24 protein-coding genes and 2 tRNA genes are annotated in these 24,263 nt (G+C 64.0%); 8 read left to right on the forward strand and 18 right to left on the reverse strand.

Annotation, left to right across the window (positions count from 1 at the left end):
- The first annotated feature begins 7 nt into the window (after positions 1-7).
- On the forward strand, positions 8-2,002 hold the full coding sequence (pknB, locus tag AC3ANU_RS02090; RefSeq protein ID WP_043425018.1) for a Stk1 family PASTA domain-containing Ser/Thr kinase: 1,995 nt from the start codon (positions 8-10) through the stop codon (positions 2,000-2,002).
- A gap of 42 nt (positions 2,003-2,044) precedes the next feature.
- On the opposite strand, the gene AC3ANU_RS02095 is transcribed toward pknB, so the two are convergent.
- The 3 genes from AC3ANU_RS02095 to AC3ANU_RS02105 are packed head-to-tail and all read right to left on the reverse strand — an operon-like array spanning position 2,045 to position 3,650.
- The gene (locus AC3ANU_RS02095; RefSeq protein WP_018769895.1) at positions 2,045-2,686 is read right to left on the reverse strand and encodes an aminodeoxychorismate/anthranilate synthase component II; all 642 of its coding nucleotides are present in this window, start codon (positions 2,684-2,686) and stop codon (positions 2,045-2,047) included.
- On the reverse strand, positions 2,683-2,853 hold the full coding sequence (locus tag AC3ANU_RS02100; protein WP_018769894.1) for a hypothetical protein: 171 nt from the start codon (positions 2,851-2,853) through the stop codon (positions 2,683-2,685). The genes AC3ANU_RS02095 and AC3ANU_RS02100 overlap by 4 nt, the downstream gene beginning before the upstream one ends.
- Positions 2,854-2,855: 2 nt before the next feature.
- The gene (locus tag AC3ANU_RS02105; RefSeq protein WP_018769893.1) at positions 2,856-3,650 is read right to left on the reverse strand and encodes a class E sortase; all 795 of its coding nucleotides are present in this window, start codon (positions 3,648-3,650) and stop codon (positions 2,856-2,858) included.
- A 174-nt stretch (positions 3,651-3,824) separates the two neighbouring features.
- On the opposite strand from AC3ANU_RS02105, the gene AC3ANU_RS02110 reads away from it, so the two are divergent.
- Together AC3ANU_RS02110 and AC3ANU_RS02115 are read left to right on the forward strand one after the other, a co-directional pair.
- Positions 3,825-4,076, forward strand: coding sequence for a cell division protein CrgA (locus AC3ANU_RS02110; RefSeq protein WP_018769892.1), 252 nt, complete (start codon positions 3,825-3,827; stop codon positions 4,074-4,076).
- A 34-nt stretch (positions 4,077-4,110) separates the two neighbouring features.
- Positions 4,111-4,716, forward strand: coding sequence for a DNA-3-methyladenine glycosylase I (locus AC3ANU_RS02115; RefSeq protein ID WP_018769891.1), 606 nt, complete (start codon positions 4,111-4,113; stop codon positions 4,714-4,716).
- A gap of 247 nt (positions 4,717-4,963) precedes the next feature.
- On the opposite strand, the gene AC3ANU_RS02120 is transcribed toward AC3ANU_RS02115, so the two are convergent.
- The 3 genes from AC3ANU_RS02120 to AC3ANU_RS02130 all read right to left on the reverse strand — a co-directional run bounded on the left by AC3ANU_RS02120 (position 4,964) and on the right by AC3ANU_RS02130 (position 7,405).
- The gene (locus AC3ANU_RS02120; protein WP_018769890.1) at positions 4,964-5,431 is read right to left on the reverse strand and encodes a carboxymuconolactone decarboxylase family protein; all 468 of its coding nucleotides are present in this window, start codon (positions 5,429-5,431) and stop codon (positions 4,964-4,966) included.
- 540 nt (positions 5,432-5,971) lie between these two features.
- Complete coding sequence (locus tag AC3ANU_RS02125; protein ID WP_026265864.1) at positions 5,972-6,850, reverse strand: rhomboid family intramembrane serine protease; 879 nt, start codon at positions 6,848-6,850, stop codon at positions 5,972-5,974.
- A gap of 9 nt (positions 6,851-6,859) precedes the next feature.
- Positions 6,860-7,405: a peptidylprolyl isomerase gene (locus AC3ANU_RS02130; protein WP_478222622.1), complete on the reverse strand. Its 546-nt coding sequence runs from the start codon at positions 7,403-7,405 to the stop codon at positions 6,860-6,862.
- 155 nt (positions 7,406-7,560) lie between these two features.
- On the opposite strand from AC3ANU_RS02130, the gene AC3ANU_RS02135 reads away from it, so the two are divergent.
- Together AC3ANU_RS02135 and AC3ANU_RS02140 are read left to right on the forward strand one after the other, a co-directional pair.
- Positions 7,561-8,523, forward strand: a complete 963-nt coding sequence (locus tag AC3ANU_RS02135; protein WP_144601133.1) for a hypothetical protein — start codon at positions 7,561-7,563, stop codon at positions 8,521-8,523.
- Positions 8,524-8,692: 169 nt separating this feature from the next.
- Complete coding sequence (locus tag AC3ANU_RS02140; protein ID WP_026265863.1) at positions 8,693-9,568, forward strand: glycosyltransferase family 2 protein; 876 nt, start codon at positions 8,693-8,695, stop codon at positions 9,566-9,568.
- A 1-nt stretch (position 9,569) separates the two neighbouring features.
- On the opposite strand, the gene AC3ANU_RS02145 is transcribed toward AC3ANU_RS02140, so the two are convergent.
- From AC3ANU_RS02145 to dnaA, 12 genes are all read right to left on the reverse strand, one after another.
- Positions 9,570-10,496 carry a DMT family transporter gene (locus AC3ANU_RS02145; protein WP_478222624.1) on the reverse strand — a complete coding sequence of 309 codons (927 nt, stop codon included), beginning with the start codon at positions 10,494-10,496 and terminating at the stop codon, positions 9,570-9,572.
- A gap of 82 nt (positions 10,497-10,578) precedes the next feature.
- Positions 10,579-10,654, reverse strand: a tRNA-Ala gene (locus AC3ANU_RS02150).
- A 72-nt stretch (positions 10,655-10,726) separates the two neighbouring features.
- Complete coding sequence (locus tag AC3ANU_RS02155; RefSeq protein ID WP_018769884.1) at positions 10,727-10,843, reverse strand: DLW-39 family protein; 117 nt, start codon at positions 10,841-10,843, stop codon at positions 10,727-10,729.
- Between the two features lie 71 nt (positions 10,844-10,914).
- Positions 10,915-10,988 (reverse strand) — tRNA-Ile (locus AC3ANU_RS02160).
- 97 nt (positions 10,989-11,085) lie between these two features.
- A complete protein-coding gene (locus AC3ANU_RS02165) occupies positions 11,086-11,757 on the reverse strand; it encodes a DUF3566 domain-containing protein (RefSeq protein ID WP_026265862.1) in 672 nt (223 codons plus the stop codon).
- Complete coding sequence (gyrA, locus tag AC3ANU_RS02170; protein ID WP_018769882.1) at positions 11,750-14,428, reverse strand: DNA gyrase subunit A; 2,679 nt, start codon at positions 14,426-14,428, stop codon at positions 11,750-11,752. The genes AC3ANU_RS02165 and gyrA overlap by 8 nt, the downstream gene beginning before the upstream one ends.
- 55 nt (positions 14,429-14,483) lie before the next feature.
- The gene (gyrB, locus tag AC3ANU_RS02175; RefSeq protein WP_026265861.1) at positions 14,484-16,568 is read right to left on the reverse strand and encodes a DNA topoisomerase (ATP-hydrolyzing) subunit B; all 2,085 of its coding nucleotides are present in this window, start codon (positions 16,566-16,568) and stop codon (positions 14,484-14,486) included.
- A 378-nt stretch (positions 16,569-16,946) separates the two neighbouring features.
- On the reverse strand, positions 16,947-17,501 hold the full coding sequence (locus AC3ANU_RS02180) for a DciA family protein (protein WP_018769880.1): 555 nt from the start codon (positions 17,499-17,501) through the stop codon (positions 16,947-16,949).
- Positions 17,491-18,696 carry a DNA replication/repair protein RecF gene (gene recF, locus AC3ANU_RS02185; RefSeq protein ID WP_478222625.1) on the reverse strand — a complete coding sequence of 402 codons (1,206 nt, stop codon included), beginning with the start codon at positions 18,694-18,696 and terminating at the stop codon, positions 17,491-17,493. The genes AC3ANU_RS02180 and recF overlap by 11 nt, the downstream gene beginning before the upstream one ends.
- Before the next feature lie 45 nt (positions 18,697-18,741).
- Complete coding sequence (gene gnd / locus AC3ANU_RS02190) at positions 18,742-19,626, reverse strand: phosphogluconate dehydrogenase (NAD(+)-dependent, decarboxylating) (RefSeq protein WP_488315375.1); 885 nt, start codon at positions 19,624-19,626, stop codon at positions 18,742-18,744.
- Between the two features lie 109 nt (positions 19,627-19,735).
- On the reverse strand, positions 19,736-20,860 hold the full coding sequence (gene dnaN / locus AC3ANU_RS02195; RefSeq protein WP_018769877.1) for a DNA polymerase III subunit beta: 1,125 nt from the start codon (positions 20,858-20,860) through the stop codon (positions 19,736-19,738).
- A gap of 538 nt (positions 20,861-21,398) precedes the next feature.
- The gene (dnaA, locus tag AC3ANU_RS02200) at positions 21,399-22,820 is read right to left on the reverse strand and encodes a chromosomal replication initiator protein DnaA (RefSeq protein WP_018769876.1); all 1,422 of its coding nucleotides are present in this window, start codon (positions 22,818-22,820) and stop codon (positions 21,399-21,401) included.
- A gap of 468 nt (positions 22,821-23,288) precedes the next feature.
- On the opposite strand from dnaA, the gene rpmH reads away from it, so the two are divergent.
- From rpmH to yidD, 3 genes are read left to right on the forward strand one after another with little or no spacing between them, the layout of a single operon-like run.
- Entirely contained in the window at positions 23,289-23,426 is a 138-nt protein-coding gene (rpmH, locus tag AC3ANU_RS02205) for a 50S ribosomal protein L34 (protein WP_003800212.1), read from the forward strand.
- 40 nt (positions 23,427-23,466) lie between these two features.
- Positions 23,467-23,877 (forward strand): ribonuclease P protein component, encoded by a 411-nt coding sequence (gene rnpA, locus AC3ANU_RS02210; RefSeq protein WP_081620205.1) that lies wholly within the window; start codon positions 23,467-23,469, stop codon positions 23,875-23,877.
- Positions 23,870-24,262 (forward strand): membrane protein insertion efficiency factor YidD, encoded by a 393-nt coding sequence (gene yidD, locus AC3ANU_RS02215; RefSeq protein ID WP_018769875.1) that lies wholly within the window; start codon positions 23,870-23,872, stop codon positions 24,260-24,262. Before rnpA ends, yidD begins: the two co-directional genes overlap by 8 nt.
- The last annotated feature ends 1 nt before the right edge of the window (position 24,263 follow it).

Genomic DNA, 24,263 nt, shown 5'->3' on the forward strand with positions numbered 1-24,263 from the left:
ACCACCAGTGAATGAGTCACCACGCACACCGTTGCACCGGGAGGACAGCCTGCCGGTGGACAACCGGCGTGTCCTGAGCGGCCGCTACGAACTGGGCAGCCTCATTGGCCGGGGCGGCATGGCGGATGTCTACCGGGGAACCGACACCCGCCTGGGCAGGACTGTTGCCATCAAACTGCTCAGGCCGGATATGGCCCGCGACCCGCAGTTCCAGGCACGGTTCAAGCGTGAGGCACAGGCGGTGGCGGCCCTGAACCACCCCTCGATCGTGGCCATCTTCGATACCGGTGAACACCTGGTCCACGACGGCACCGGCGAGGACGTCCGCGTGCCCTATATCGTGATGGAGTACGTCGAGGGAAAGACCCTGCGCGATCTGATCCGCGCCCATGAGGTCAGCATCGACCAGGCCATCGAGTACTGCCTGGGGGTCCTGGGCGCCCTGGAATACAGCCACAAGGCCGGAATCGTGCACCGGGACATCAAGCCCGCCAATGTGATGTATTGCCCGGGCAGCAATTCCGTCAAGGTGATGGACTTCGGCATTGCCCGCGCGATTGCCGATTCCTCCGCCACTATGACCCAGACCCAGGCAGTGGTGGGAACAGCGCAGTACCTGTCACCGGAACAGGCCCGGGGCGAAACCGTCGACGCCCGCAGTGACCTTTATTCCGCCGCATGCCTGCTCTACGAAATGCTGACCTCGCGCCCTCCGTTCGTCGGGGACAGCCCGGTGTCCGTGGCTTACCAGCACGTGCGGGAAATTCCGGAGCCCGCCAGCAGCCTGAATCCGGATGTGTCACCGGCCCTGGACACCGTACTGGCCAAGGCCCTGCAAAAGAACCGGGCCGACAGGTTCCAGGATGCCGCAGCCTTCCGGCGCGCCCTGAGGGCGGCAAAGGCCGGGGTCCCTGTCCCTGCCGTGCCTGTGTCCGAGGCGCCCACCGATCCCAACGACCACGTTCCCGAAGCGTCCCCGCCAACGGAGGCGTTCGCCGCATCGGGGACCAACTTCCTTGATGACGCGCCCACCGGCCGCCTGGCAGCCCCCTCCCTCCATGACGACGGAGCAGCAGGTCCGCTGGAACTTGCGGATGAGCAGGAGATGGACGGGTACAGGCCGGGCGGATACAGGGCAGACGATTACGGGTCGGCTGCGCCGCTCCCGCTTGGCTTCCCTCCGGAACGTGAGCGGACCACCCGGCAAAAGTCCCGCCGTCGTGCGTGGATCGCCACCCTGGTGATCTTCACCCTGCTGGTACTGGCAGGCGGTGGCCTGTGGCTCTACCAAACGGTCAACCGCCCAGCCCCCGCTGCACCCAAAGTGTCAATCCCCTCGGTGTCGTCGATGACGGAGACCGCGGCGCTTCAGGCACTGTACAACGCCGGCCTGCGCCCCAGGATCGCGCGGGCGGTGAATGACACAGTGCCCAAGGGAACCGCCATTGGGACTGATCCCGCGGCGGGCGGGTCACTGGAGCCGGGGGCGGAGGTCATCCTCAACATCTCCGAGGGCCCCAGTTCGGTTAAGGTCCCGGACAGCATCCCCGGCAAGACCGAGGCAGCCGCCCGGGATATCCTGCGGCAGGTGGGACTGGTGGGCGCGCCGTCAACCAGCACGGCCAACAGCGCCACCGTTCCGGCAGGAATAGTGATCACCTCCAATCCGGCGCCCGGGCAAAGCGTTGGCGTCGGCACCAGCGTGGAACTCATCGTTTCCACGGGCAAGGTGGTTGTCCCCGAACTGCGCGGCCTGGCCCGTGATGAGGCCGAGGCGGCCCTGAAGGGGCTTGGCCTGGTGCCGTCGGTGATGGAGGCGGAGAATTCCCAGGTAGAGCCGGGCAAGGTGACGGACCAGAGCGACCCCGCCAACGCCGCCGTCGACCAGGGAAAGACCATCGGCATCGTTGTGGCCAAGGCTCCGCCCCCACCGGCTCCGACCGAAACGGCGACGCCGACGCCCACTCCCACTCCCACGCCGAAGCCCACCAGGAAGGGCTGACGTCCTCCCTGGACCTGTTTTCGGTTGGTGGAGGGCGCCGGCCTAGTGCTGGATGAGGGGGCTCAGTTTCGCCGCCCGCGCGGCTGCGCCTTTCATGCCCAGGGACTCCAGCCAGTTGCCGAGCATCTGGTAGCCGCCTTCGGTAAGAACCGATTCGGGATGGAACTGCACACCGCAGAGCGGCGCGGTCCGGTGCTGCAGCCCCATGACCACGCCGGATGCGGTCTGCGCGGTGACTTCCAGGACGTCAGGAATGGACTCCCGGACCGCGGCCAGGGAATGGTAGCGGGTGGCCGTGATGGGGGAGGGGAGCCCGGCGAAAACGCTGGTGCCGATGTGCTCCACCTGGGACGTCTTGCCGTGCATGAGTTCCGGGGCGTGCGTCACCTTGCCGCCGAAGGCCTCGGCCAGTGCCTGGTGGCCCAGGCATACGCCGAACATGGGGACGCTGTTTTCGCCACACCACTTGATCAGCTCGATGCAGATGCCCGCTTCAGCAGGATTACCCGGACCCGGGGAGATGAGGACGCCGTCGCGGGTGCTGGCAAGCTCAATCGCCTCCGCCAGCGTCACGTCGTCATTCCGGACAACTGTGGTCTCGGCGCCCAGCTCCTGGAGGTAGCCCACCAGGGTGTAGACAAAGCTGTCGTAGTTATCCACTACAAGGATCTTGGTTGTGGTCATGGCTGGTCTGTGGAACCAATCGTCGAGTCGGTGAATTGGGTGAAATGGGACATCCAGGGAAACAGGAACTGGACCATCAATACCAGGGCAATGAAGATCAGAACCAGCGAGATGAAGATCCGGAGCCAGAGCGGTCCGGGCAGGTGGCGGAAAATCCAGGCGTACACAGTCAGTTCCTTCCGGTGGCTGCCGCAACCTGCGCCGCGATTTCGGCCGGCGGGCCCGCTGCAGCCGGACGCCAGCTGTCCAGGAGGGCGTAGGCGATGATGCGTTCTTCCGCCCCGAAGCGGGGGTTGCAGCTGGTCATGGTGAGGTAGCTTTCGGTGGGCGTGGCGCCGGGCTGGGTGGGCACCGGTTCCAGGACGTCCGTGCGCGAAGGCATCACAATCTGGTTGTTCCGGAAGACGTAGACGTAATAACCGTCCTTGGTCTGGACGTAGATCTTGTCGCCGGGCACCAGGGTGTGGATGTTATCCAGCACTGCACCGTGCGTCTGGCGGTGCCCAGCCACCGCAAAGTTGCCTACCGCACCGGGCATGGCCGTGTTGCCGTAGTGCCCAAGGCCCAGGGTGTCCAGGACATCCTGGCTGGTCCCCTCGACAATGGGGCGGGTGTAGCCGGGGCCGAACCGGGGGATGTACATGATGCCGATCGTTCCCGCGTGGCCGGGGGCGGTACCCACCACGGGCTTGCCAAAATCCTCACCGGCGGCGGGTGCCGCGGCGGGCGCAGTTGGTGCGGGAGCGGGGGCGGCAGTGCCCAGGTCCTGGGCGAATTCCTTGATGACCTGGCTCTGCCTGGCATCGGACTCGACGTTGGTCCACCACAGCTGCCATGCCACAAAGAGAAGGAGGATAACGCCGGCGGTTATCAACAGCTCGCCCAGAACCTGGATGGTGCCGCGCAGCAGGGCACGACGGGGGGCGGGCGCAGTGGCGGGCCCCGCCTTCTCCTGCAATACCACGCGTTCTCCTCCGGGCGTTTACCCTGGGCACCGGCTGCCCATCAACTGCGGCTAGAATTGGCTGCTAGTAAGAATCCAGATTTGACCAAGATCGCGCAGACCGCTGGAAATTTCCTTCTTGCAGGATACCAAGCCCGGGGCGCCGGTCTTGCCCCATCCCGCCAAGGAGAGCCAGTGCCCGAGTCAAAGCCTCGCAAGAAGACCGCCAGCACCGCCCAGCCGGCTTCCCCCCAGGCTTACAAGCCCAATCCCGTCTGGTTCAAGCCGGTCATGTTTGGACTCATGATTATTGGCCTCTTCTGGATCATCACGTTCTACATCAGCGAGGGACGCTTCCCTGTGCAGGCCTGGCAGTCGTGGAACATCGTTGCCGGCTTTGGCATTGCCATCGTCGGCTTCCTGATGACTACCCGCTGGCGCTCCTGAGCGGCGTCCCGCGACTGTTCCGGGGAGGACTGCCGTGGCTCCCGAATCCGCCGGCGTAGTTATCGGCGAGGATGGCCTCGCGCGGCCGGCGTGGGCCGCGACGGACCCGCTCATGCGGAACTACTACGACCAGGAATGGGGCATGCCCGTCACCGACGAGCAGGGCCTGTATGAACGCATCTGCCTGGAGGGCTTCCAGGCCGGGCTTTCATGGGCCACCATCCTGCGCAAACGCCCCGCGTTCCGCGCCGCCTTTGCCGGCTTCGATCCGGAGGCTGTGGCCCTGTTCAGCAACGCGGACGTGGAGCGGCTGTTGCAGGATCCGGGCATCATCAGAAACAGGCTGAAGATCCTTGCCACGGTTAAGAACGCACAGGCCACCCTGGAGCTTCGGAACGACGGCGGCCTGGTGGACTTTGTCTGGGGCTTCCGGCCGGACAGCACCCCGGAGCCCCGGGTTGCCGCGGAGATTCCCACCCAGTCTGCAGAGTCCATTGCCTTGTCCAAGGCACTTAGGAAGCGCGGCTTTTCCTTCGTGGGACCCACCACCATGTTCGCCCTGATGGAGGCGGTGGGAATCGTGGACACCCACCTCCTGGCGAGCCATCGGCGGGGATCTTCCGGCGTCTGGCAGGTGTGAGGCCGGTCGGGGCAGAACCGGTCCGCGGCACACCGTTATCCCCAACTGTTAGGAAAGTTATCCACAGTGTGGAAAAGCCTCCCTGGCAGCTCCAGATGTGGCAGCCGGCCCCCGGGGCCGTGCTGATAAGGCTAAGTCTGCCGGGCAGATGCGGTTATTAACAGTGTGGAATACCTGTGGATAATCCCTACGTGCCCGGTGGATACCCGCGGGGTCCGGGGGTCCGGGGGTCCGGGGGTCCGGGAGGCTACAGGCGGTCCCGCTTGACGGGATGGTGGCTGGTAATGGAAACCCGGTTGAACGCGTTCATCGTCACCGCAACCCAGCTCACGGCCGAAAATTCCTCTGCCGTGAGGCATTCGCGGGCGGCCGCCTCCGCATGCTCCTGCGTCCGCTGGTCCGGGAGTTCAGTGATGCTCTCCACCAACGCCAGGGCCGCCCGCTCCTTGCCGGTGAACAAGGCCGTGTCACGCCACGCGGGCAATACTGCCAGCCGCTGCGGGGTTTCCCCTGCCTCGCCCGCCTTCCGCACGTGTAGGTCCAGGCAGTAGGCGCATCCGTTGATCTGGGAGATCCGGACGTTGAGGAGTTCCAGCAGGCCGCGCCCGATTCCAGCCTCCTCTGCTGCTTCCTGCACCCTGAGGCCCAGGCCGCTGATTGACTTCCAGAGAGCGGGGTGCTGTTTGTCCAGGTATAGATGCTCGGTGACGCTCACGGGGGTCCTTGTCGATAGAACGGCTTGGCAGGCAACCATCATAGGCAGGACGCGGAGGGCCCGCCGGGGATGTTATCCACTTACCAACAGCGCAATACCCACAAGTTATCCACAACTGTGGGTAAGCCCGTGGAAATCCTCCCGCCGCCGGGCGCTGCGCCTACTCCCGCGGGTTTTCCAACGCGGAAACTACACCTCTGTCAGTTATTAACACTGTGTATAAGGGTGTCGATAACGCCCCTCCGGGGTGGTGCACTGGGCCAACATGACGCTGCCGGTGCGTAGTTGTCCACAAAATCCCGTGGAATCCCCTGCTTATCCACTTACACACAGCAATATCCCCACAGGTTATCCACAGATGTGGAGAAAGTGGCGCAGCCTTCCAGCCCATCCCCGGACGCAGGCCATAAACGGGAGGACGCGCATATGAACTACAGCTGTGTAAGTTACCAACATTGTGGATAAGCCCTGTGGAAAACAACTCTGCCCCCGACACCATTGGTGGCGGGGGCAGAGTGCCGTTGCGGTTTGGGCGGGATCCTAGAGAGTTACCCGCACCCAGCTCACAGCGATGAGCAGGGCCAGCACGGCCGCCAGCCCCAAGGCCTGGATGACACCCTGGCGGCGTCCGCGCGGAGTGTAGGCGAGGACGGCCGCACACAGTCCGCCCGTAATGAGGCCGCCCAGGTGGGCCTGCCAGGCGATGTGGGGGATCAGGAAGCCAATGACGCCGTTGATGGCAATCAGGACCCACAGCTGGCGGGTGTCGCCGCCGCGCTGCCGTTGAACCAACAGCATGGCGCCGAAAAGGCCGAAGATGGCTCCGGAAGCACCTACCAGCCCCACGAGCCCTTGGCCGGGCACCAACACGGGATTGAGCAGCAGGTAGCCGACTGAACCACCAACCGCTGAAATCAGGTACAGCGCCAGGAACCGGACGCGGCCCAGAACGGGTTCGAGGGCCTGGCCGAAAATCCAGAGCGTATACATGTTAAGGAGGATGTGCAGCAGCGAATCCGGGGAATGGAGGAAGGCTGATGTCAGCATCCGCCAAGGCTCGAAAGCACCGTACTGCGGGGCAACAAAAATGTTGTTATAGGCGAACTGCTTGTATACGAAGTCGCCCGGGATGAGCATCTGCAGTGCGTAAACAACAACGCAGGCCGCGATGATGCCGAACGTCGCCAATGGCTTGCCGGTGGCAACGGCGCCGCCATAGACGGTCCGCACTTCCGGCGTCGAACGTCCTGTTTCGTTGACGCAGTCAACGCATTGGAATCCGACGGCGGCCGCCCGCTGGCAGTCAGGGCATGCCGGGCGCCCGCAGCGCTGGCAGCGCACGTAGGACGGCCGGTCCGGGTGCCGGGGACAGACCGGGACCTGGGCGGACGGCTCGGCCGACGGAATTCCGTAACTCATGCTGGGGTGTTACAGCTGCTCGATGTCGATGCTGTTGATGGTGACGTCTTCAACCGGGCGGTCGCCCATGCCGGTGCGGACACCCTCAATGGCGTCGACGACCTTCCTGGATTCCTCGTCAGCCACTTCACCGAAGATGGTGTGCTTGCCCTGGAGCCAGTCGGTGGGAATGGTGGTGATGAAGAACTGTGAACCGTTGGTGCCCTTGCCCATCTGGATTCCCGCGTTGGCCATGGCGAGCTTGTAGGGCTGGTTGAAGCTCAGCTCCGGGTGGATTTCGTCGTCGAAGCGGTAGCCGGGGCCACCGGTTCCACGGCCCAGGGGGTCGCCCGCCTGGATCATGAAGTCCTTGATGATGCGGTGGAAGATGGTTCCGTTGTAGAGCGGGGTGCCGGCCTTGTCCTCGCCGGTTTCCGGGTGGGTCCATGCCTGTTCACCCGTGGCAAGGCCAACGAAGTTCTTGACAGTCTTGGGCGCGTGGTTGCCGAAGAGGTTAACCACGATGTCGCCGAGGCTGGTGTGGATGGTTGCTTTTGCAGTTGCGATGGCAGTCATAGGCCCCATTCTCCCATGTCGGTTATTTGCGGCCACGGCTGCGGGGGCAGTTCCGCGCTGGGTGAAATCCCCCTAAAATCCGCAGAGTGAATAGCCCGGGGTGATCTGGGCACGTAGGCTAGCGACAGAACCGTCACATTAATCGGGAGGTAGTTGTGAAGAAATCGGATCGTATTACCCGTGACCTTGAGCAGTCGGTCACCAGTGCGGTGGAAAATGCCAAGGATTGGGCGGCGCCGCGGGTGGAAGCTGCAGTGGACTGGGCTGTTCCCCGTCTCCAGCACGGCCTGGATACCGCTTCTCCCAAGATCCAGGAAGGCCTGAAGACGGCCGCGCACTCCCTGGCCGACGGTGTTGCCACCGTGACTCCCCGGATCCAGGACGGTCTGGCCCAGCTGGCCCCCAAGATCAATGACGTCGTCGAAGGCGCCTCACCCAGGCTGCACGAGGCTTTGGACAAAGCCACGCCCGTTGTCCTGAATGCCCGCGACCGGGTGGTGGTGGAATACCTGCCCAAGCTTTCGGACCAGATCGGCGTGGCATCCGGTGCAGTCCACCGCACCCTGGAAAACACTCCGGCACGGGTGGATGCCGTGGCACAGAAGCTGGGCGATGTGGGAATCATCCACGCCCTCCAGGAACAGGCCCAGGCAACCGGTGCACAGCTGAAGGCAGCCGCAGCAGGTGCCGGCCGTGCCGCTGAACTCCAGCTGGCCCAGCCCGAAAAGCCCAAGAAGCGCGGCTGGCTGGTCTTCGGAGTTGTTGCTGCTGCCGTTGCCGCCGGTGTCGCCGCGTGGAAGGCATCCAAGCCTGTGGAGGACCCCTGGAAGACTCCTTCACCGGTCACGCCGACTCCTGCCCCGGTGCCCGCCACCACTGTCAGTGATGTCAAGGAAAGCACGGCAAACGCTGCCGGCGGCGCTGCCTCTGCTGCCGGATCTGCCTCAGCCGCCGCAGCGGAGAAGGCAGGTGAGGCAGCGGATACGGCCACTGAAAAGTCCGCAGACGCCGCTGACAAGGCCAAGCACGTGGCCGCCGACACCTCGGAGGCTGCCAAGAGCACAGCCGATGACGCAAAGCCGGCCACGGAGACTGACAAGGGCAGCAGCCAGGCCTAGTTTTCCCGCAACGCACCAAGGGGCTCCGTTTCACCGCGGGGCCCCTTTTGCGTACCAGAGCCATTCCTCCCGCCGATTTTGCTGACTGCCCTCCACAGACTCCCGGGCCGCCGCAGAAGCGCGGCCACCGCATAAGGCAGGCGGTGGCCCGGGTGCTAGATTTGTAGTGATGCCAGCCAATCGACCCTCTGGGGATGCCTTGAACGACGCAGCCGAACAGCTCCGCGTGTCCATCGTCATCCCGGCCTACAACGAGGAAAGCGTGATCAGGCAGTGCCTCATCGCTGCCATCTACCAGTCCGTTCCCGCCCACGAGATCATCGTGGTGGACAACCTTTCCAAAGACCGCACTGCCGACATTGTCCGCCAGATGCAGCTTGAGTACCCGGAAAGTCCCATCATCCTGCTGAGCCAGGACCGGGAGCAGGGACTGATCCCCACCCGGAACTTCGGTCTGGACAGCGCCACCGGGGACATCCTGGGTCGCATTGACGCGGACTCCATCGTGGAACCGGACTGGGTTGAGCAGGTCCAGAAGGCTTTCGCTGACTGGTCCGTCCAGGCTGCCACGGGCCCTGTGGTGTACTACGACATGCCGATGCGCCGCTTTGGGCTCAAGGCCGACGACAAAATGCGCCAGCTGATGCTCAAGCTGGCCAAGCACCAGTACCATTTCCTGTTCGGCTCCAATATGGCCCTGCGTGCCAGTGCCTGGGAGACCATCCGCTCCGAGACCTGCCGCGACGAAAAGGACGAAATGCACGAGGACATCGATTTGTCCCTGCACCTGGCCGATCATGAGCTTCCGGTGCGGTACTGGCCGCAAATGGTGTCCGGGATGTCGGCACGCCGGCTGGAGGATTCCCCGCGCGACTACCGCTACTACGTCACCCGTTTTGACCGGACCTATAAAGCCCACAATGTCAGGAAGATGGCGTTGAAGGCCCCCATGGTGGTCTTCTTCTCGGTATATTTCCCGGCCAAGCTCCTCCGGGCCATCCACACGGTCAACACAGCCCAGCCCGTGCGCCGCGGCGGGCAGTAGCTCAGTCCGTCCCCAACTCCGCGAGCCGGTCCGGCGGCGGGGCCGTTCCGCGCCGCGTTGCCATTGCGGCCCTCTGGCCCAGGACCACGACGGCGAGTCCAGCCAGGATCAGGCCGAGTCCGGCGTACGTGCCGGCCGGCAGGGTCTCGTGCAGGAACACGGCAGCCAGCAGGGCTGCGCCGGGGATCTCCAGGAGGATGATCATGGAGACGATGAGCGGGCTCATGGTGGCCAGCAGGTGGTTGAATGCGGTGTGGCCCACCAGCTGCGCACAGACGGTGATGGCTGCGATTCCCAGCCAGCCTGCGGGCTCGAACCCGGCCAGGGGTTGGCCGGCGAACAGCGCCAGTACTGCCACGAGGGCGGCGCACATCCCGTAGCAAAGCGTGGTGTAGGTTCCGGTGGTCATGCTTTGCCGCGCCTTGCCCCCGGCCAGGGTGTAGAGGCCTGCCAGTGCGCCACCGGCCACCGCCAGCAGGTCTCCCGTGAGTGCCTGCGGTGAGGTTCCGAGGTCGAAGCCGGTGATGGCAACGACCCCGCCGAAGGCGATGCCCAGACCGGCCAGGACCTGCCAGCGGTGCCGGGTGCCGCGGAAGAGCTGGAAGACCGCAATCCAGGCCGACTGCAGGCAGACCAGGGCTGTTGCGGCGGCTACGGAGGTGAGCTGCAGGGAAGTGATGAAGCAGGCAAAGTGCAGTGCGAGGGCGACCGCGGCCAGGGACGACCAGCCGAACTCGCGGCGGGAAATCCTGCCGAACTGGCGGGGCTCCCGGACCAGGGTGGGCGTGGCCATGACGGCCGCTCCGATGGCGTTCCGCCAAAAGGCAATGGCCAGGGCGCTGACGCTGGTTGCGCCAAGTGTGGCCGCTATCAGGGGGCCCGATGAGGCGACGCCGAGAACGCCGAGGGCCGCGATGATCAGATTCACGGCAACCCCCTGAAGCTCGTCCCTGACAGAGATGGAAAGCGAAAAGTCCCGGCCAGCGTTTCCGCTGACCGGGACTTCCTTATGGTGGAGGCACGGGGACTCGAACCCCGAACCCCCTGCTTGCAAAGCAGGTGCGCTACCAATTGCGCCATGCCCCCATAAGAAGCAACCCGTCAATCATACCCTAGAACCGTGGAGCCGCTGACAGGCTCCCGGTGCGGGCTCCCGGGCTAGTCCACCGTATCGGTTGACTTGCTCCAGACTGTTTTCCGGGCTTCGGATTCCTGTGCTTTCCGGTAGACCAGGATGCCTGCGATTGCCGCTGCCAGTACAAGCAACTTCTTCACATGCTCCCCGTTCCAGCCAGGTAATGGATGAATCCATCCCTGACCCTTGTTTGAAACCTGCACAGGTTCCGTGGGCGTACCAGGACTTGAACCTGGGACCTCTTCGTTATCAGCGAAGCGCTCTAACCGCCTGAGCTATACGCCCCGATCCCTCATCGGGCCGAGACATGACTTTACAGCACACCCCGGCCCGATCTCAAATCGGGCCTTTCCGCCGGTTTTGGGCCGGCGGAAATGGCTTCCTAGTCGTCGGTGAGGGTAACGCCAATGCCGCCCACCAGGGTGGCAGAAATGTTGTAGAGGACAGCTGACAGCATGGACAGCGCCGTCAACAGGACGACGTTGACCACGGCAATGATGGTGGCGAACGAGGCGACCTGTCCCAGTGAGGCCACCTTCTTCAGTTCGAAGCCGCCGCTTTCAGAACCTGCGAGCGTACCGAGCAGGCTGTCCACCTGGTCGAAGATCCCGGTCAGGTCCAGAACAGTCCAGAGGACAATGGCGGCCACCACGGTAACGATTCCCAGTGCCACGGAGAGCAGGAACGCCATCTTCAAGACGGACCACGGGTCCACCTTGCTGATCAGAAGACGGGCCCGGCGGACCTTGGCCTTCGGCGCCGGCTTGACCAGGCCGGGCGTCCCCTGGCCCGGGGCCCCTTGGGCGGGACGCTGCCCCGCCGGTGCCGGGCGCTGCCCCTGAGGGCCCTGGAAGGGGCGTTGGCCGGGCTGCGCGGGACGGTCTCCCTGCTGCGGCCGCTGGCCCGGGACAGCAGGTCGCTGGCCGGGAGCGCCGGCAGGGGCTGCCGGCCGCTGCTGCGGACGTACGGGGGCGTTCACGCGGGGAGCCCCTGCAGGCCGGTTCCCGTCGGGAACAGTACTGTTCGGCTTGGGAAATGAGTCGGAATTACTCACTCGTTACCTCCGTGTTGTCTTCGTTCGGCTCAGCGTCGCCCGAGGCGTCCTCTGACTCAACGGCCGGTGATTCTTCTGCCACTGCTGGCTCGGCGGATTCCCCAGCGGTCCCGCCATCTTCAGCCAACGTTACGTCATCCCCCGAGGATTCCTCGTCCTCAAGACCGCGTTCGCTGTTGCGTGCCACCTCAATGATCCGGTCGTTCTTGTCCGGCTTGGCGAAGATGACGCCCATGGTGTCACGGCCCTTGGCCGGGACACCGGCAACGGAGGAGCGGACAACCTTGCCGCCCTCCATGACCACCAGGACTTCATCCTCCTCCTGGACAATGAGCGCCCCCACGAGGTGCCCGCGTTCTTCCTGGTACTTGCCCACCTTGATGCCCAGGCCCCCGCGGCCCTGGAGGCGGTATTCCTCCACGGCCGTACGCTTGGCGTAGCCGCCCTCAGTTACGACGAACACGAATGAGCCGTCGGTGACCACGTCGGCAGCCAGGAGTTCATCGTCCTCACGGAACTTCATGCCGGTCACACCCGAGGTGGCACGTCCCATGGGGCGCAGCGCGTCGTCCGTAGCGGTGAAGCGGATGGACTGGCCCTTGCGGGACACCAGGAAGAGGTCGTCGGTTTCCGACACAAGCTGGGCGGAGACCAGTTCATCGCCGTCGCGCAGGTTGATGGCGATTACGCCTGCGGAACGGTTGGTGTCATAGTCCTCCAGCCTGGTCTTCTTCACCAGGCCCCTCTTGGTGGCCAGGACCAGGTACGGCGCCTGCTGGTAGTCCTTCAGGTCAAGGACCTGGGCAATGTGCTCATCCGGCTGGAATGCCAGCAGGTTGGCCACGTGCTGGCCCTTGGCATCCCGGCCCGCTTCCATCAACTCGTATGCCTTGGCACGGTAGACCCGGCCCAGGTTGGTGAAGAACAACAGCCAGTGGTGGGTGGTGGTCACGAAGAAGTGTTCCACTACATCGTCACCCCGAAGCTGGGCACCCTTGATACCCTTGCCACCGCGCTGCTGCGACCGGTAGTTGTCGCTGCGGGTGCGCTTGACGTAGCCGCCGCGGGTGATGGTGACCACCATCTCCTCTTCGGGGATGAGGTCCTCCATGGACATGTCGCCATCAAAGCCCATCAGGATCTTGGTCCGGCGGTCGTCACCGTGCTTGTCAACGATTTCGCCCAGTTCGACGCTGATGATCTCGCGCTGGCGCTGCTCGGAGCCCAGGATCGCGTTGTACTCCTCGATCAGGGCTTCAAGTTCGGCGTGCCGGTCCTGGATCTTTTGGCGTTCCAGGGCGGCCAGGCGCCGCAGCTGCATGTCCAGGATGGCCCGGGCCTGCAGCTCGTCGATATCCAGCAGTTCCATCAATCCGTCGCGTGCGGCTTCGGTGGTGTTGGAGGCACGGATCAGGGCAATGACCTCGTCCAGCATGTCCAGTGCCTTAAGGAGGGCACGGAGGATGTGGGCTTCCTCTTCCGCCTTGCGCAGGCGGTAACGGGTACGGCGCGCAATGACGTCCATTTGGTGGGTTACCCAGTGCCGGATGAACGCATCGAGGCTGAGTGTCCGCGGAACGCCGTCCACGATGGCGAGCATGTTGGCGGAGAAGTTGCTCTGCAGCTCTGTGTGTTTGTAAAGGTTGTTGAGCACCACCTTGGGCACTGCATCGCGCTTGAGGACGATCACCAGGCGCTGGCCGGTGCGGCCGGAGGTTTCGTCCCGGAGGTCGGCGATGCCTGAGATCTTGCCGTCCTTGACCAGTTCGGCGATCTTGATGGCCAGGTTGTCAGGGTTGGCCTGGTACGGGAGCTCCGTGACCACCAGGCAGGTGCGGCCCTGCAGTTCCTCAACCGCAACCACTGCGCGCATGGTGACCGAACCGCGGCCGGTCCGGTAGGCGTCCTCGATGCCCTTGTGGCCCAGGATGGTGGCGCCGGTTGGGAAGTCGGGGCCCTTGACCCGCACCAGCAGTTCCTCGAGCAGTTCTTCCCGGGTGGCGCCGGGGTTGGCCAGGTACCACTGCACGCCGTCGGCAACTTCCCGGAGGTTGTGCGGCGGGATGTTGGTGGCCATGCCAACGGCAATGCCCGAGGAGCCATTCACCAGCAGGTTGGGGAACCTTGCCGGCAGGATGGTGGGTTCCTGGTTCTTGCCGTCGTAGTTGTCCTGGAAGTCGACGGTTTCCTCGTCGATATCCCGGACCATTTCCATGGCGAGCGGTGCCATCTTGGTTTCGGTGTACCGGGGTGCCGCTGCGCCGTCGTTGCCGGGCGAACCGAAGTTGCCCTGGCCAAGGGCCAGCGGGTAGCGCATGGTCCAGTCCTGGATGAGGCGGACCAGGGCGTCGTAGATGGCGGTGTCGCCATGCGGGTGGTACTGGCCCATGACCTCGCCCACCACGCGGGCGCACTTGTTGAAGGACCGGTCGGGGCGGTAGCCGCCGTCGAACATCGCGTACAGGACTCGGCGGTGCACGGGCTTGAGGCCGTCGCGGACGTCCGGAAGGGCACGGCCCACGATGACGGCCATGGCGTAGTCCAGGTAGGAACGCTGCATTTCGGTCTGCAGGTCCACCTGTTCCACACGGTCGATCAGCACGTCGCCTTCAAGAACGGTGTCCGGAGTCCCGGCCTCGGGGGCGGGAATCTCGGGGGTTTCGTCGCTCATTCTTTATTTTCCGTTTCAGGTATATGTCTGGTTCCGAATACTTTGGAGCGGGTCCTTAGATGTCCAGGAACCTGACGTCCTTGGCGTTCTGCTGGATGAAGTTGCGGCGTGATTCCACGTCCTCGCCCATGAGGACGGAGAAGATCTGGTCGGCGGCAAGGGCATCGTCCATGGTCACCTGCAGCAGCGTGCGGTGGTCGGGATCCATGGTGGTGTCCCACAGCTCGGTGTAGTCCATCTCGCCCAGGCCCTTGTAGCGCTGGATGCCGTTATCCTTGGGGATGCGGCGACCGGCGGCCTGTCCCGCCACCAGCTTGGCGTCGCGTTCGCGGTCGCTGTAGACGTAGTCATGCGGCGCGTTGGACCATTTGATCCGGTACAGCGGCGGCTGCGCCAGGTACACGTAGCCGTTCTCGATCAGGGGACGCATGTAGCGGAACAGCAGGGTCATCAGCAGGGTGGTGATGTGCTGGCCATCCACGTCGGCATCTGCCATGAGCACAATCTTGTGGTACCGCAGCTTGGCGAGGTCGAAGTCCTCACCGATGCCGGTTCCGAAGGCGGTGATCATGGACTGGACCTCCGCGTTGCCCAGGGCTTTGTCCAGGCGCGCGCGTTCCACGTTCAGGATCTTGCCGCGCAGCGGCAGGATGGCCTGTGTCTCGGGGTTGCGGCCGCGCTTGGCGGAACCACCGGCGGAGTCACCCTCCACGATGTAGACCTCGCACTTTTCCGGATCCTTGGAGGAGCAGTCGGAAAGCTTGCCAGGCATGCCAAAGGACTCCAGCGGGCTCTTGCGCCGGGCGTTGTCCCGGGCCTTGCGCGCTGCCATCCTTGCCTGGGCGGCGGAGATCGCCTTGCGGATGACGTCGCGGGCGGGGCCTGGGTTGCGCTCCAGCCAGTCGCCCAGGCCGTCGGTGACAACGCGCTGGACGAAGCCCTTGACCTCGGAGTTGCCCAGCTTGGTTTTGGTCTGGCCTTCGAACTGGGGTTCAGCCAGTTTGACGGAGATGACGGCGGTGAGGCCCTCACGGATGTCGTCACCCGTGAGGTTGTCTTCCTTCTCCTTGATGATGCCCTTCTCCCGGGCGTACCGGTTGATGAGGGATGTCAGGGCAGCGCGGAAACCTTCTTCGTGGGTGCCGCCCTCGTGGGTGTTGATGGTGTTGGCGTAGGTGTGCACGCTCTCGGAGTACGCGCTGGTCCACTGCATGGCCATTTCCAGGGCGATGCGGCGTTCCGTATCCTCGGTTTCGAAGGCGATGACGTCTTCGTGGACAACCTCCACCTTCTTGCCCGAGTTCAGGTGCTTGACGTAGTCCAGCAGGCCTTCGTCGTACTGGTACACCACTGTGCGGTGCTCTGCGCTGACCTCGCCCTCGGTGCTGAGGTCGTCGAGGTCCAGGTCGCCGTCCGAGTCGTCGGCTGCCGTGCGCTCGTCCGTCAAGGTGATACGCAGGCCCTTGTTCAGGAAGGCCATCTGCTGGAAACGGGCGCGGAGCGTCTCGAAATCGAACTCGGTGGATTCAAAGATCGCAGGATCGGGGTAGAAGGTCTGGGTGGTGCCGGTGGCGTCCGTCTCCTCGCCCTTCACCAGGCTGCCCTGGGGCTTGCCGCCGTCGGCAAACGACATCCGCCATACGTGCCCCTGGCGCCGCACTTCGGTGTCCACGCGGCTGGAGAGGGCGTTGACCACGGAAATGCCGACACCGTGCAGGCCACCGGAGACGGCATAACCGCCGCCGCCGAACTTGCCGCCGGCGTGCAGGATGGTCATGACCACCTCGACGGTGGGCTTATGTTCAGTGGGGTGCATGTCCACGGGAATGCCGCGGCCGTCGTCCACCACCTTCACGCCGCCGTCGGCCTGAAGGACCACCTCGATATGGCTGCAGTAGCCGGCCAGCGCCTCATCCACTGAGTTGTCCACCACTTCATAGACCAGGTGGTGCAGGCCGCGGGGCCCTGTGGAGCCGATGTACATGCCGGGACGCTTGCGGACAGCTTCCAGGCCTTCAAGCACAGTGATATCGCTGGCGCCGTATTCCCTTTGGGTGCTGGGCGCAGCCGGGGTATCAGGGGTGCGGCCATCCTCGACTGCTGTATCTGCTGCCAGAATATCTGTATTGTCGTTAGCCACAGGCGCTGCGACTCCTCTGTTCTCGATGATGGCCGGCCGGTTTCTTTTCCCAAGGAAAAGCCACCCGCCAACAGGCACAAACTTATGGCGCCGGTGACTTGCTGACGGTTGGTGCTCCACGCTCCGCACGCGGATAGCGCGCGGAGAACGGACTGGTGTCAACGTTTCATCCGCGCCCAGTTATCTGCATCGATTCTACCGCGAACAGGTCCAGATCCCTGCATTCGGAGGGCCTTCGCCGCCAGTGAACATGGCCCTCCGAGGCTCTGGGTCCCGCCTAGGGCGGCCCCGCGGTACGCCCTCCGGGTGCCTATACACGCTGCGGTCCTTACAGCGCCCTACACGCCCTCGGGCGCAGTTTCAAGAGCTGGGTGCCGGCTATCCGTACGTGTCCCGCGGCCCACGGCCGTTGACGCTGCGTCCACCCTTGCGCCAGCTGGGTGCCGAGGGGCCGAGTACCTGGATGCTGGTCACCACGCCGTCGCCCAGTTCCCGGCGGAATTTATCGAGGAGGCTGCTGCTCAAAAGCCGCAGCTGCGTGGCCCAGGCAGTGGAATCACACCGCACGTGGAGTGTGGTGTCGGTAAAGCTTTCGGGAGTGCAGTGGGCCGAGATTTCCGGCCCCACCAGTGTGGCCCACTCCGCCATGACGGAACCGACGGCCACCGGTGACGTCCAGCCGCGCTCTGCCACCAGCCGGCCAACAACTTTTCCCAGGCCCAGGGGGTCGCGGCCCGTGGAGTGGAACTGGCTGAAGCCGCGCGTGTCACGGATACCGCCCTTGGCCTTCTGCGAACCAGGCCGGGCCACCCTGCGCCGGACTTCACCGCGCGCGGCCGCGGCTTCGCGCATCCGGTTCAGCGCAGCCTGCGGGGCATCGATGTTGTCAGGCTCGCGGCCGGGCTGCGGCCCCCCGCCCTGCTCAGTGCTCATCGATACCTCCCGGGATGACCTTCACCCGCCGCCCGGACAGCTCTTCCGGAATATCGGCGTCGACGGCGGCGGTCACCAGGACCTGTTCCGCGCCGGAGACTATTGCCGCCAGTTTACGCCGCCGCTGGACATCAAGTTCGGCAAACACATCGTCCAGGATGAGGATGGGCGCCGAGCCTCCGGTCCGGGCATCGTCCAGCATCACGTAGTACGAGGCCAGCCGGAGCGACAGGCACATGGACCATGTTTCCCCATGCGAGGCATACCCCTTGGCCGGCGCCTGGCCCAGCATCAGCTCCAGTTCGTCACGGTGCGGCCCAACCAGCGATATGCCCCGTTCCAGTTCCTTCTTCCGCGACTCCGCAAAGGCTTGGACATACCGTTCCGTGAGTTGTTCCACCGAGAGAAGTCGCAGGTCATCCTGCCCGTCCGAAGTACCCCCGGCAGCGGCGCGCTGCACGCCGCCGGCCGGGACGCCGTCGTCGTCCATTTGGTTCTGGAGCGTTGAACGGTAGGTGGCGTCGGCGGGCTTGGTGGCGTCCGTGAGCTCAGCATAGGCGCGGGCCAGGTGCGGGCGGAGCCGTTCCACCAGCTCCAGCCGGGCGTGCAACAGTTCCGCGCCGGCGCGGGCCATGTGCTGGTCCCATACGTCGAGGGTGGATTCATGCGCTGCGGTGAATTTTCCGGCGCGGGCCGATTTCAGCAGGGCATTGCGCTGTTTCAGGACACGGTCGTAGTCACTGCGGGTGGCGGCATGATGCGGAATAAGGCTGGCCAGCAGCTCATCAAGGAAGCGGCGGCGGTTGGATGGATCGCCCTTGACCAATGCCAGGTCTTCCGGCGCGAACAGGACGGTCTGGCAGATGCCGAGAAGATCGCGGGCACGGACCGGGTTGCTGCGGTTGATGCGGCCACGGTTGGCGCGGCCGGCATTGATTTCCAGCTCTAGGACCGTGACCTGGGTTCCGCGGACCAGCCGGGCACGCACCAGGGCACGCTCCGTGCCGAACCGCAGCAGCGGCGCATCGGAACCCACCCGGTGCGAGCTGAGCGTGGCCAGGTAGCCGATGGCCTCCATGAGGTTGGTCTTGCCGATGCCGTTGTATCCCACCAGGACGGTGACGCCCGGGCCCAGGGCAAGGTCAACCTGGGCGTAACTGCGGAAGTCGGTCAGTGAAAGGTGTTCCAGGTACACGCGGTTTTCGGCAATTCTGGGAACGCTGCTGGTTCCCGGTGGGTGCTACTTGGCGGGACGGGTTGCGTGGCCGCCAAACTGGTGGCGGAGCGCGGAAACCATCTTCATGGCAGGAGAGGTGTCTTCGCGCGATGCGAACCGGGCGAACAGCGCGGCGGTGATGGCCGGAGCGGGCACTGCGTTGGCAATGGCCTCTTCCACGGTCCAGCGGCCCTCGCCCGAGTCCTCTACGTAGTCGTCGATCGAGGACAGTCCCGGGTCCTCGTCAAGTGCCTTGACCATGAGGTCCAGCAGCCACGAGCGGACCACCGTTCCCTTCTGCCATGCCCGGAAGGTGCCGGGCAGGTCGGTGACGATGTCCTTGGCCGCGAGCAGTTCGTAGCCTTCGGCATATGCCTGCATCAGGCCGTACTCGATTCCGTTGTGGACCATCTTGGCGTAATGGCCGGCACCGATGCCGCCCACGTGGACGAAACTGTCCGCCCGTTCGCCCTCGGGGCGCAGGGCGTCAAAGACGGGCAGTGCGCGTTCGATGTCGGCGGCGTCACCGCCGGCCATCAGTCCATAGCCGTTCTGCAGGCCCCAGACTCCGCCCGAGACGCCGCAGTCCGCAAAGCGGATCCCCTTGGCGGCAAGCAGTTCGCCGTGTTTCTGGTCTTCGGTGAACCGGGAGTTCCCGCCGTCGATGACCAGGTCGCCCTGTTCCAGTTTTTCACTGAGTTCGCTGATTACCGCGTCCGTGATGGCCCCCGACGGCACCATCACCCAAATAATCCTGGGCACCGGGACGGCAGCGATCAGGTCATCGACGCTGGCGGCATCAGTGACGTCCGGGTTCCGGTCATAGCCGGTGACCTCCACGCCACTTTTGCGCAGCCGCTCGCGCATGTTGAATCCCATTTTGCCAAGGCCAATCAGTCCAATGTGCATTATGCGGGTTCTCTTTTCTGCGCTGGTGGGGGATGGGTAGCCCAACTGCGTGCGCCCACGCCGCCAGGGTTCCGTGGCTGAGCTTGCGAAGGCTGGGAGCCGATGGGGACTAGTTGGGAAGGCGGACCGGCATCACCAGGTAGCGGTAGTCATCCTGGTCCTCGCCGTCGGCGTCTGCCTGGGCCGTGATCATGGCCGGCTTGGGCGCCGTGGTGAAGGAGAAACGGACGAACTTGGTCTCGATGACGCTGAGGCCTTCAATCAGGTAATGCGGGTTGAAGGCAACCGTGATGTCGTCACCGGAAAGCTGGGCCTCCAGCTCCTCGGAGGCCTGGGCGTCCTCACCGGTGCCGGCGTCCAGGTTCAGCAGGCCTGAGGTGAAAGCAAGCCGGACCGGGGTGTTGCGTTCGGCCACGAGCGAGACGCGCCGGACGGCCTCCACCAGTTCCTGCGTCTGGACGGTGGCGTGGATGGGCGTGGACTCCGGGAACAGCGAACGGATTTTCGGGTAGTCACCGTCCACCAGCAGTGACGTTGTGGTGCGGCCGCCGCTTTCGAAGCCGATAAGCCGGCTGTCGTCGTCGGACAGGGCCAGGTTGATGTCACCGCTGTTGCCCAGCGTCTTGGCCACCTCGTTGAGGGTCTTGGCCTTGACCAGGGCACTGGTGGAGATGCCCGGGGTAACCGGCTTCCACGGTACTTCGCGCATGGCGAGCCGGTACCGGTCCGTTGCCAGAAGCGTTATCAGGTCGTCTTCGATCTCCATCCGCACGCCGGTGAGGATGGGGAGGGTGTCGTCCTTGCTCGCAGCGATGATGACCTGGGAAACGGCCTGGGCAAAGGCGTCGCCCGGAACGGTTCCACTGATGGCCGGCAGGGCAGGCAGCGGGGGGTACTCGGCTTCGGGCATGGTGGCCAGGTGGAAGCTGCTTCGGCGGCAGGTGAGCGTGACTTTGTTGCCATCCGTTTCGACATCCACCGGAGCGGAAGGCAGGCTGCGGCAGATGTCGGCGAGCAGGCGGCCCGACACGAGGATGGTTCCTTCATCCCTGATGTCCGCCGTGATTTCAAGCCGTGCCGAGGTCTCGTAGTCGAAGCTGGAGAGGCTGACCGTTCCCGCTTCAGCCTTCAACAGCAGGCCGGAGAGGACAGGCACCGGCGGCCGCGGAGACAACGAGCGGGCTGTCCAGGTGACGGCTTCTGCCAGGACGTCCCGATCGACTCTGAACTTCACGGAAGGGTGCCGCCTTTCATTGCTGCTGCCAGGTAAACCCGGGAATTTCGCAGGGAAACTCCGGAAGAAGTGGGGCGCACCCTGGCTGGTGCATGGTTCGTCGAGCTCGCAACCACGCAGAAACCCAGGGATGGGAGCGCTGCTGACAGCTTAGCCGGAAGATCCTCGATTAACCCATCCCCCGGTGTACAGCCCGGCCCGCTTTGGGGCCGGCAGGCCCCCTCGCCGGGCGTTCGGATCGATCTTGTTGTTTGAGGGAATTCAATTTTTTGGGATTCGTAGTGTTAATAACTGCTGTGGAAACTGTGGATAACCCTGTCCTGCCCCACCGTTCCGCGGTTAGGGCCTGTTCACGGACTGTGCGTTAACTGGGTTTTAAACAGGGTGTGGATGGGGACAACGTGAAGGCCGGTTTTTAACGATCCACAGACGGCTTAAGGGTTTTAAGCCCATTAACCGCGCTTGTCCCCTTAACTATCCACAGGCTTATCCACATGCCCCTGTTAATAAGGTATGGAGTGCCGGGGGCGGTGTGGATTCAGGAGTCGCGCTGTTGCTGTTTGATCCGGTTGGTCAGCTCTGTCACCTGGTTGTAAATCACACGGCGTTCGGCCATCAGTTCGCGGATCTTCCGGTCGGCGTGGATGACCGTCGTATGATCGCGGCCGCCAAGTTCCTGCCCGATCTTGGGAAGCGACATGTCAGTCAGCTCCCGGCAGAGGTACATGGCGATCTGCCGGGCGGTGACCAGCGTCCGGGTCCGGGACTTGCTGCACAGTTCTTCCATGCTGAGCTTGAAGTAGTCCGCCGTCTGTTGGAGGATCTGGGCGGACGTGATCTCCTGCGCGCCGTCGTCGGTAATCAGGTCCTTCAGGACCATTTCGGCAAGTGCCACGTCCACGGGCTGGCGGTTCAGGCTTGCGAAGGCCGTTACCCGGATCAGGGCACCTTCAAGCTCGCGGATATTGCTGGAAATCTTGGAAGCGATGTACTCCAGGGCATCATCCGGTGCCGACAATCCCTCGCTCAGTGCCTTCTTGCGGAGGATGGCGATACGGGTTTCGAGTTCCGGCGGCTGGATGTCCGTCAGCAGGCCCCACTCAAACCGGGACTTCATGCGGTCCTCGAACCCTGCCAGCAGCTTGGGCGGCTGGTCCGAGGTGATGACTACCTGCTTGTTGTTGTTGTGGAGCGAGTTGAATGTGTGGAAGAACTCCTCCAGCGTCCGGTCCTTGCCCGCCAGGAACTGGATGTCGTCAATGAGCAGCACGTCCACGTTCCGGTACGTGGTCTTGAAGCTGGCGCCCTCGTCGTCACGGATGGAGTTGATGAAGTCGTTGGTGAACTCTTCGGAGTTGACGTAGCGGACACGGATCCCGCTGTAGAGCCGCCGGGCGTAGTGGCCGATTGCGTGCAGGAGGTGGGTCTTACCCAGTCCGGAGTCACCGTAGATGAAGAGCGGGTTGTACGCCTTGGCAGGAGCTTCGGCGACAGCGACGGCGGCTGCGTGGGCAAAGCGGTTCGAGGAACCGATCACGAAGGTGTCGAAGACGTACTTGGGGTTCAGCCGGCCGAATTCATGCGACGTGCTGGGCAGCATGGGCTGCGGCTTCTGCTCGATCAGCTGGTCAGGTGCGTAGGCGGGCTCGACGACGGGCTCAGGCTCCTCATGGATGGGAACCAGATCCGTGTCGACGTCGATGGCGCAGCGGATGTCCTCGGAGAAGACGTTGTGCAGGGCATCGTCCAGGGCGTCCTTGACCTGGGTCTGCAGCACTTCCCGGGTGAGTTCATTGGGCACGGCCACCAGGAGGGTGGAACCGATGAGCCCCTGCGCCTGGGCAAGGATGACAAAGCCCCTCTGGCGGGGTGATACGCGGTGGTCCTGTTCCAGCAGGCTGACAACCCGGCGCCAGGAACTTCCGACAGTATTGGCGTGGTTGGCTTCGTCTACTGTCATCAATCGGTTCCCTCAAAACTTGCTTTGCCTGCATTGCCTGCAGCCCAAGTCCGGAACCAGGGTGCTGGCCCCACTTAATCCACAGGGTTATGCACAGTCCGTGGATAATCGGCTACTGGGACACTCTAGGGGATGAAAAGCCTAGAAGATAGCTGGCTATCCGGCTGTGGATAATTACACTGTTGTGGTTCCCGGAACGCCCCTGTGAGCCACTTCATCCACAGGCTGTTGGGGATACTTAGGCACAGCTGGGGACAGCCGCCAAGGCGCCTTCCGGTTTGACTCCGGCCTGCAGATTGCCCTAACGTTGTGAAGTCCTTTGTGTCCGCTTTGTGGCCCCATCTGAACTCTCCAGGCGCAGTGCGTCCGGACAGCCGGGGGAAGCGTGCATATACAAAACTTAGCGTCGGCCAGTTCTTCCCCATACTGATCGGGTGGGCGCACCTTTGATCCACTGGAGTAACTAACGTGAGCAAGCGGACTTTTCAGCCGAATAACCGCCGTCGAGCCAAGAAGCACGGCTTCCGCCTTCGTATGCGTACCCGTGCCGGCCGTGCCATCCTGGCAGCCCGTCGTGGCAAGGGCCGCACCGAACTGTCGGCCTAGATAACTGGCTTGTCGGTAGACATCCCTTTGCGAGTTTAAGGTGCTGGCCGCCCGCAACCGCTTGAGGACCTCAACCGATTTTTCAACAACCGTACGTTCCGGTGTCCGCAATGGGCGCCGGAACGTAGTGTTATATGCGGCAGCCATTGCTGCCGACGAACCCAGCCGGATCGGGTTCATTGTTTCCAAGGGTGTAGGGAACGCTGTGGTCAGGAACCTCGTTAAGAGGAGACTGAGAGAAGCAGCTGCTGCCTCGTTGCGAGAGCACGGTACAGGACTGGCTATTGTGGTGCGGGCGCTTCCGGCGTCCGCGTCCGCCAGTTGGGACCAGCTGCTGTCGGACTACAACGCTGCATTGGAATCCACGCTGAACCGGCTGGCTGGCCGCCCTCCACGGGCTGCCGCGACAGGTTCGGCCGGTACAACACAGGAGGGGACAACGCGTGTCTAACGCCACCGCCGTCGTCGCCCGTTTCCGCAACGTGCCTGCCGCCGTCGGCAAGTTCCTCTGGAACCTGCCCCGCAACGTCCTCATTCTTCTGCTGATGGCCTACCGCAAGGTGGTTTCTCCCTTGTACGGGCCGGTCTGCCGATTCTTCCCTTCCTGCTCGGCCTACGCCCTTGAAGCGGTCACTGTTCATGGCGCCGTCAAGGGGAGCTGGCTCGCGGTCCGGCGCCTTGGCCACTGCCATCCATGGAATGCCGGCGGAGTGGACCACGTCCCCGCCGGCCACAGGGAATGGCCCGCAGGCCAGACCCCCACAATTGTTGTGCTGAACAATCCGGACAGGTACCTGGTTGCTCGGACTGATGAAGAAGGCCGCAGTGCGGCCTGAC

This window comes from Arthrobacter sp. SDR-2R (assembly GCF_057747955.1).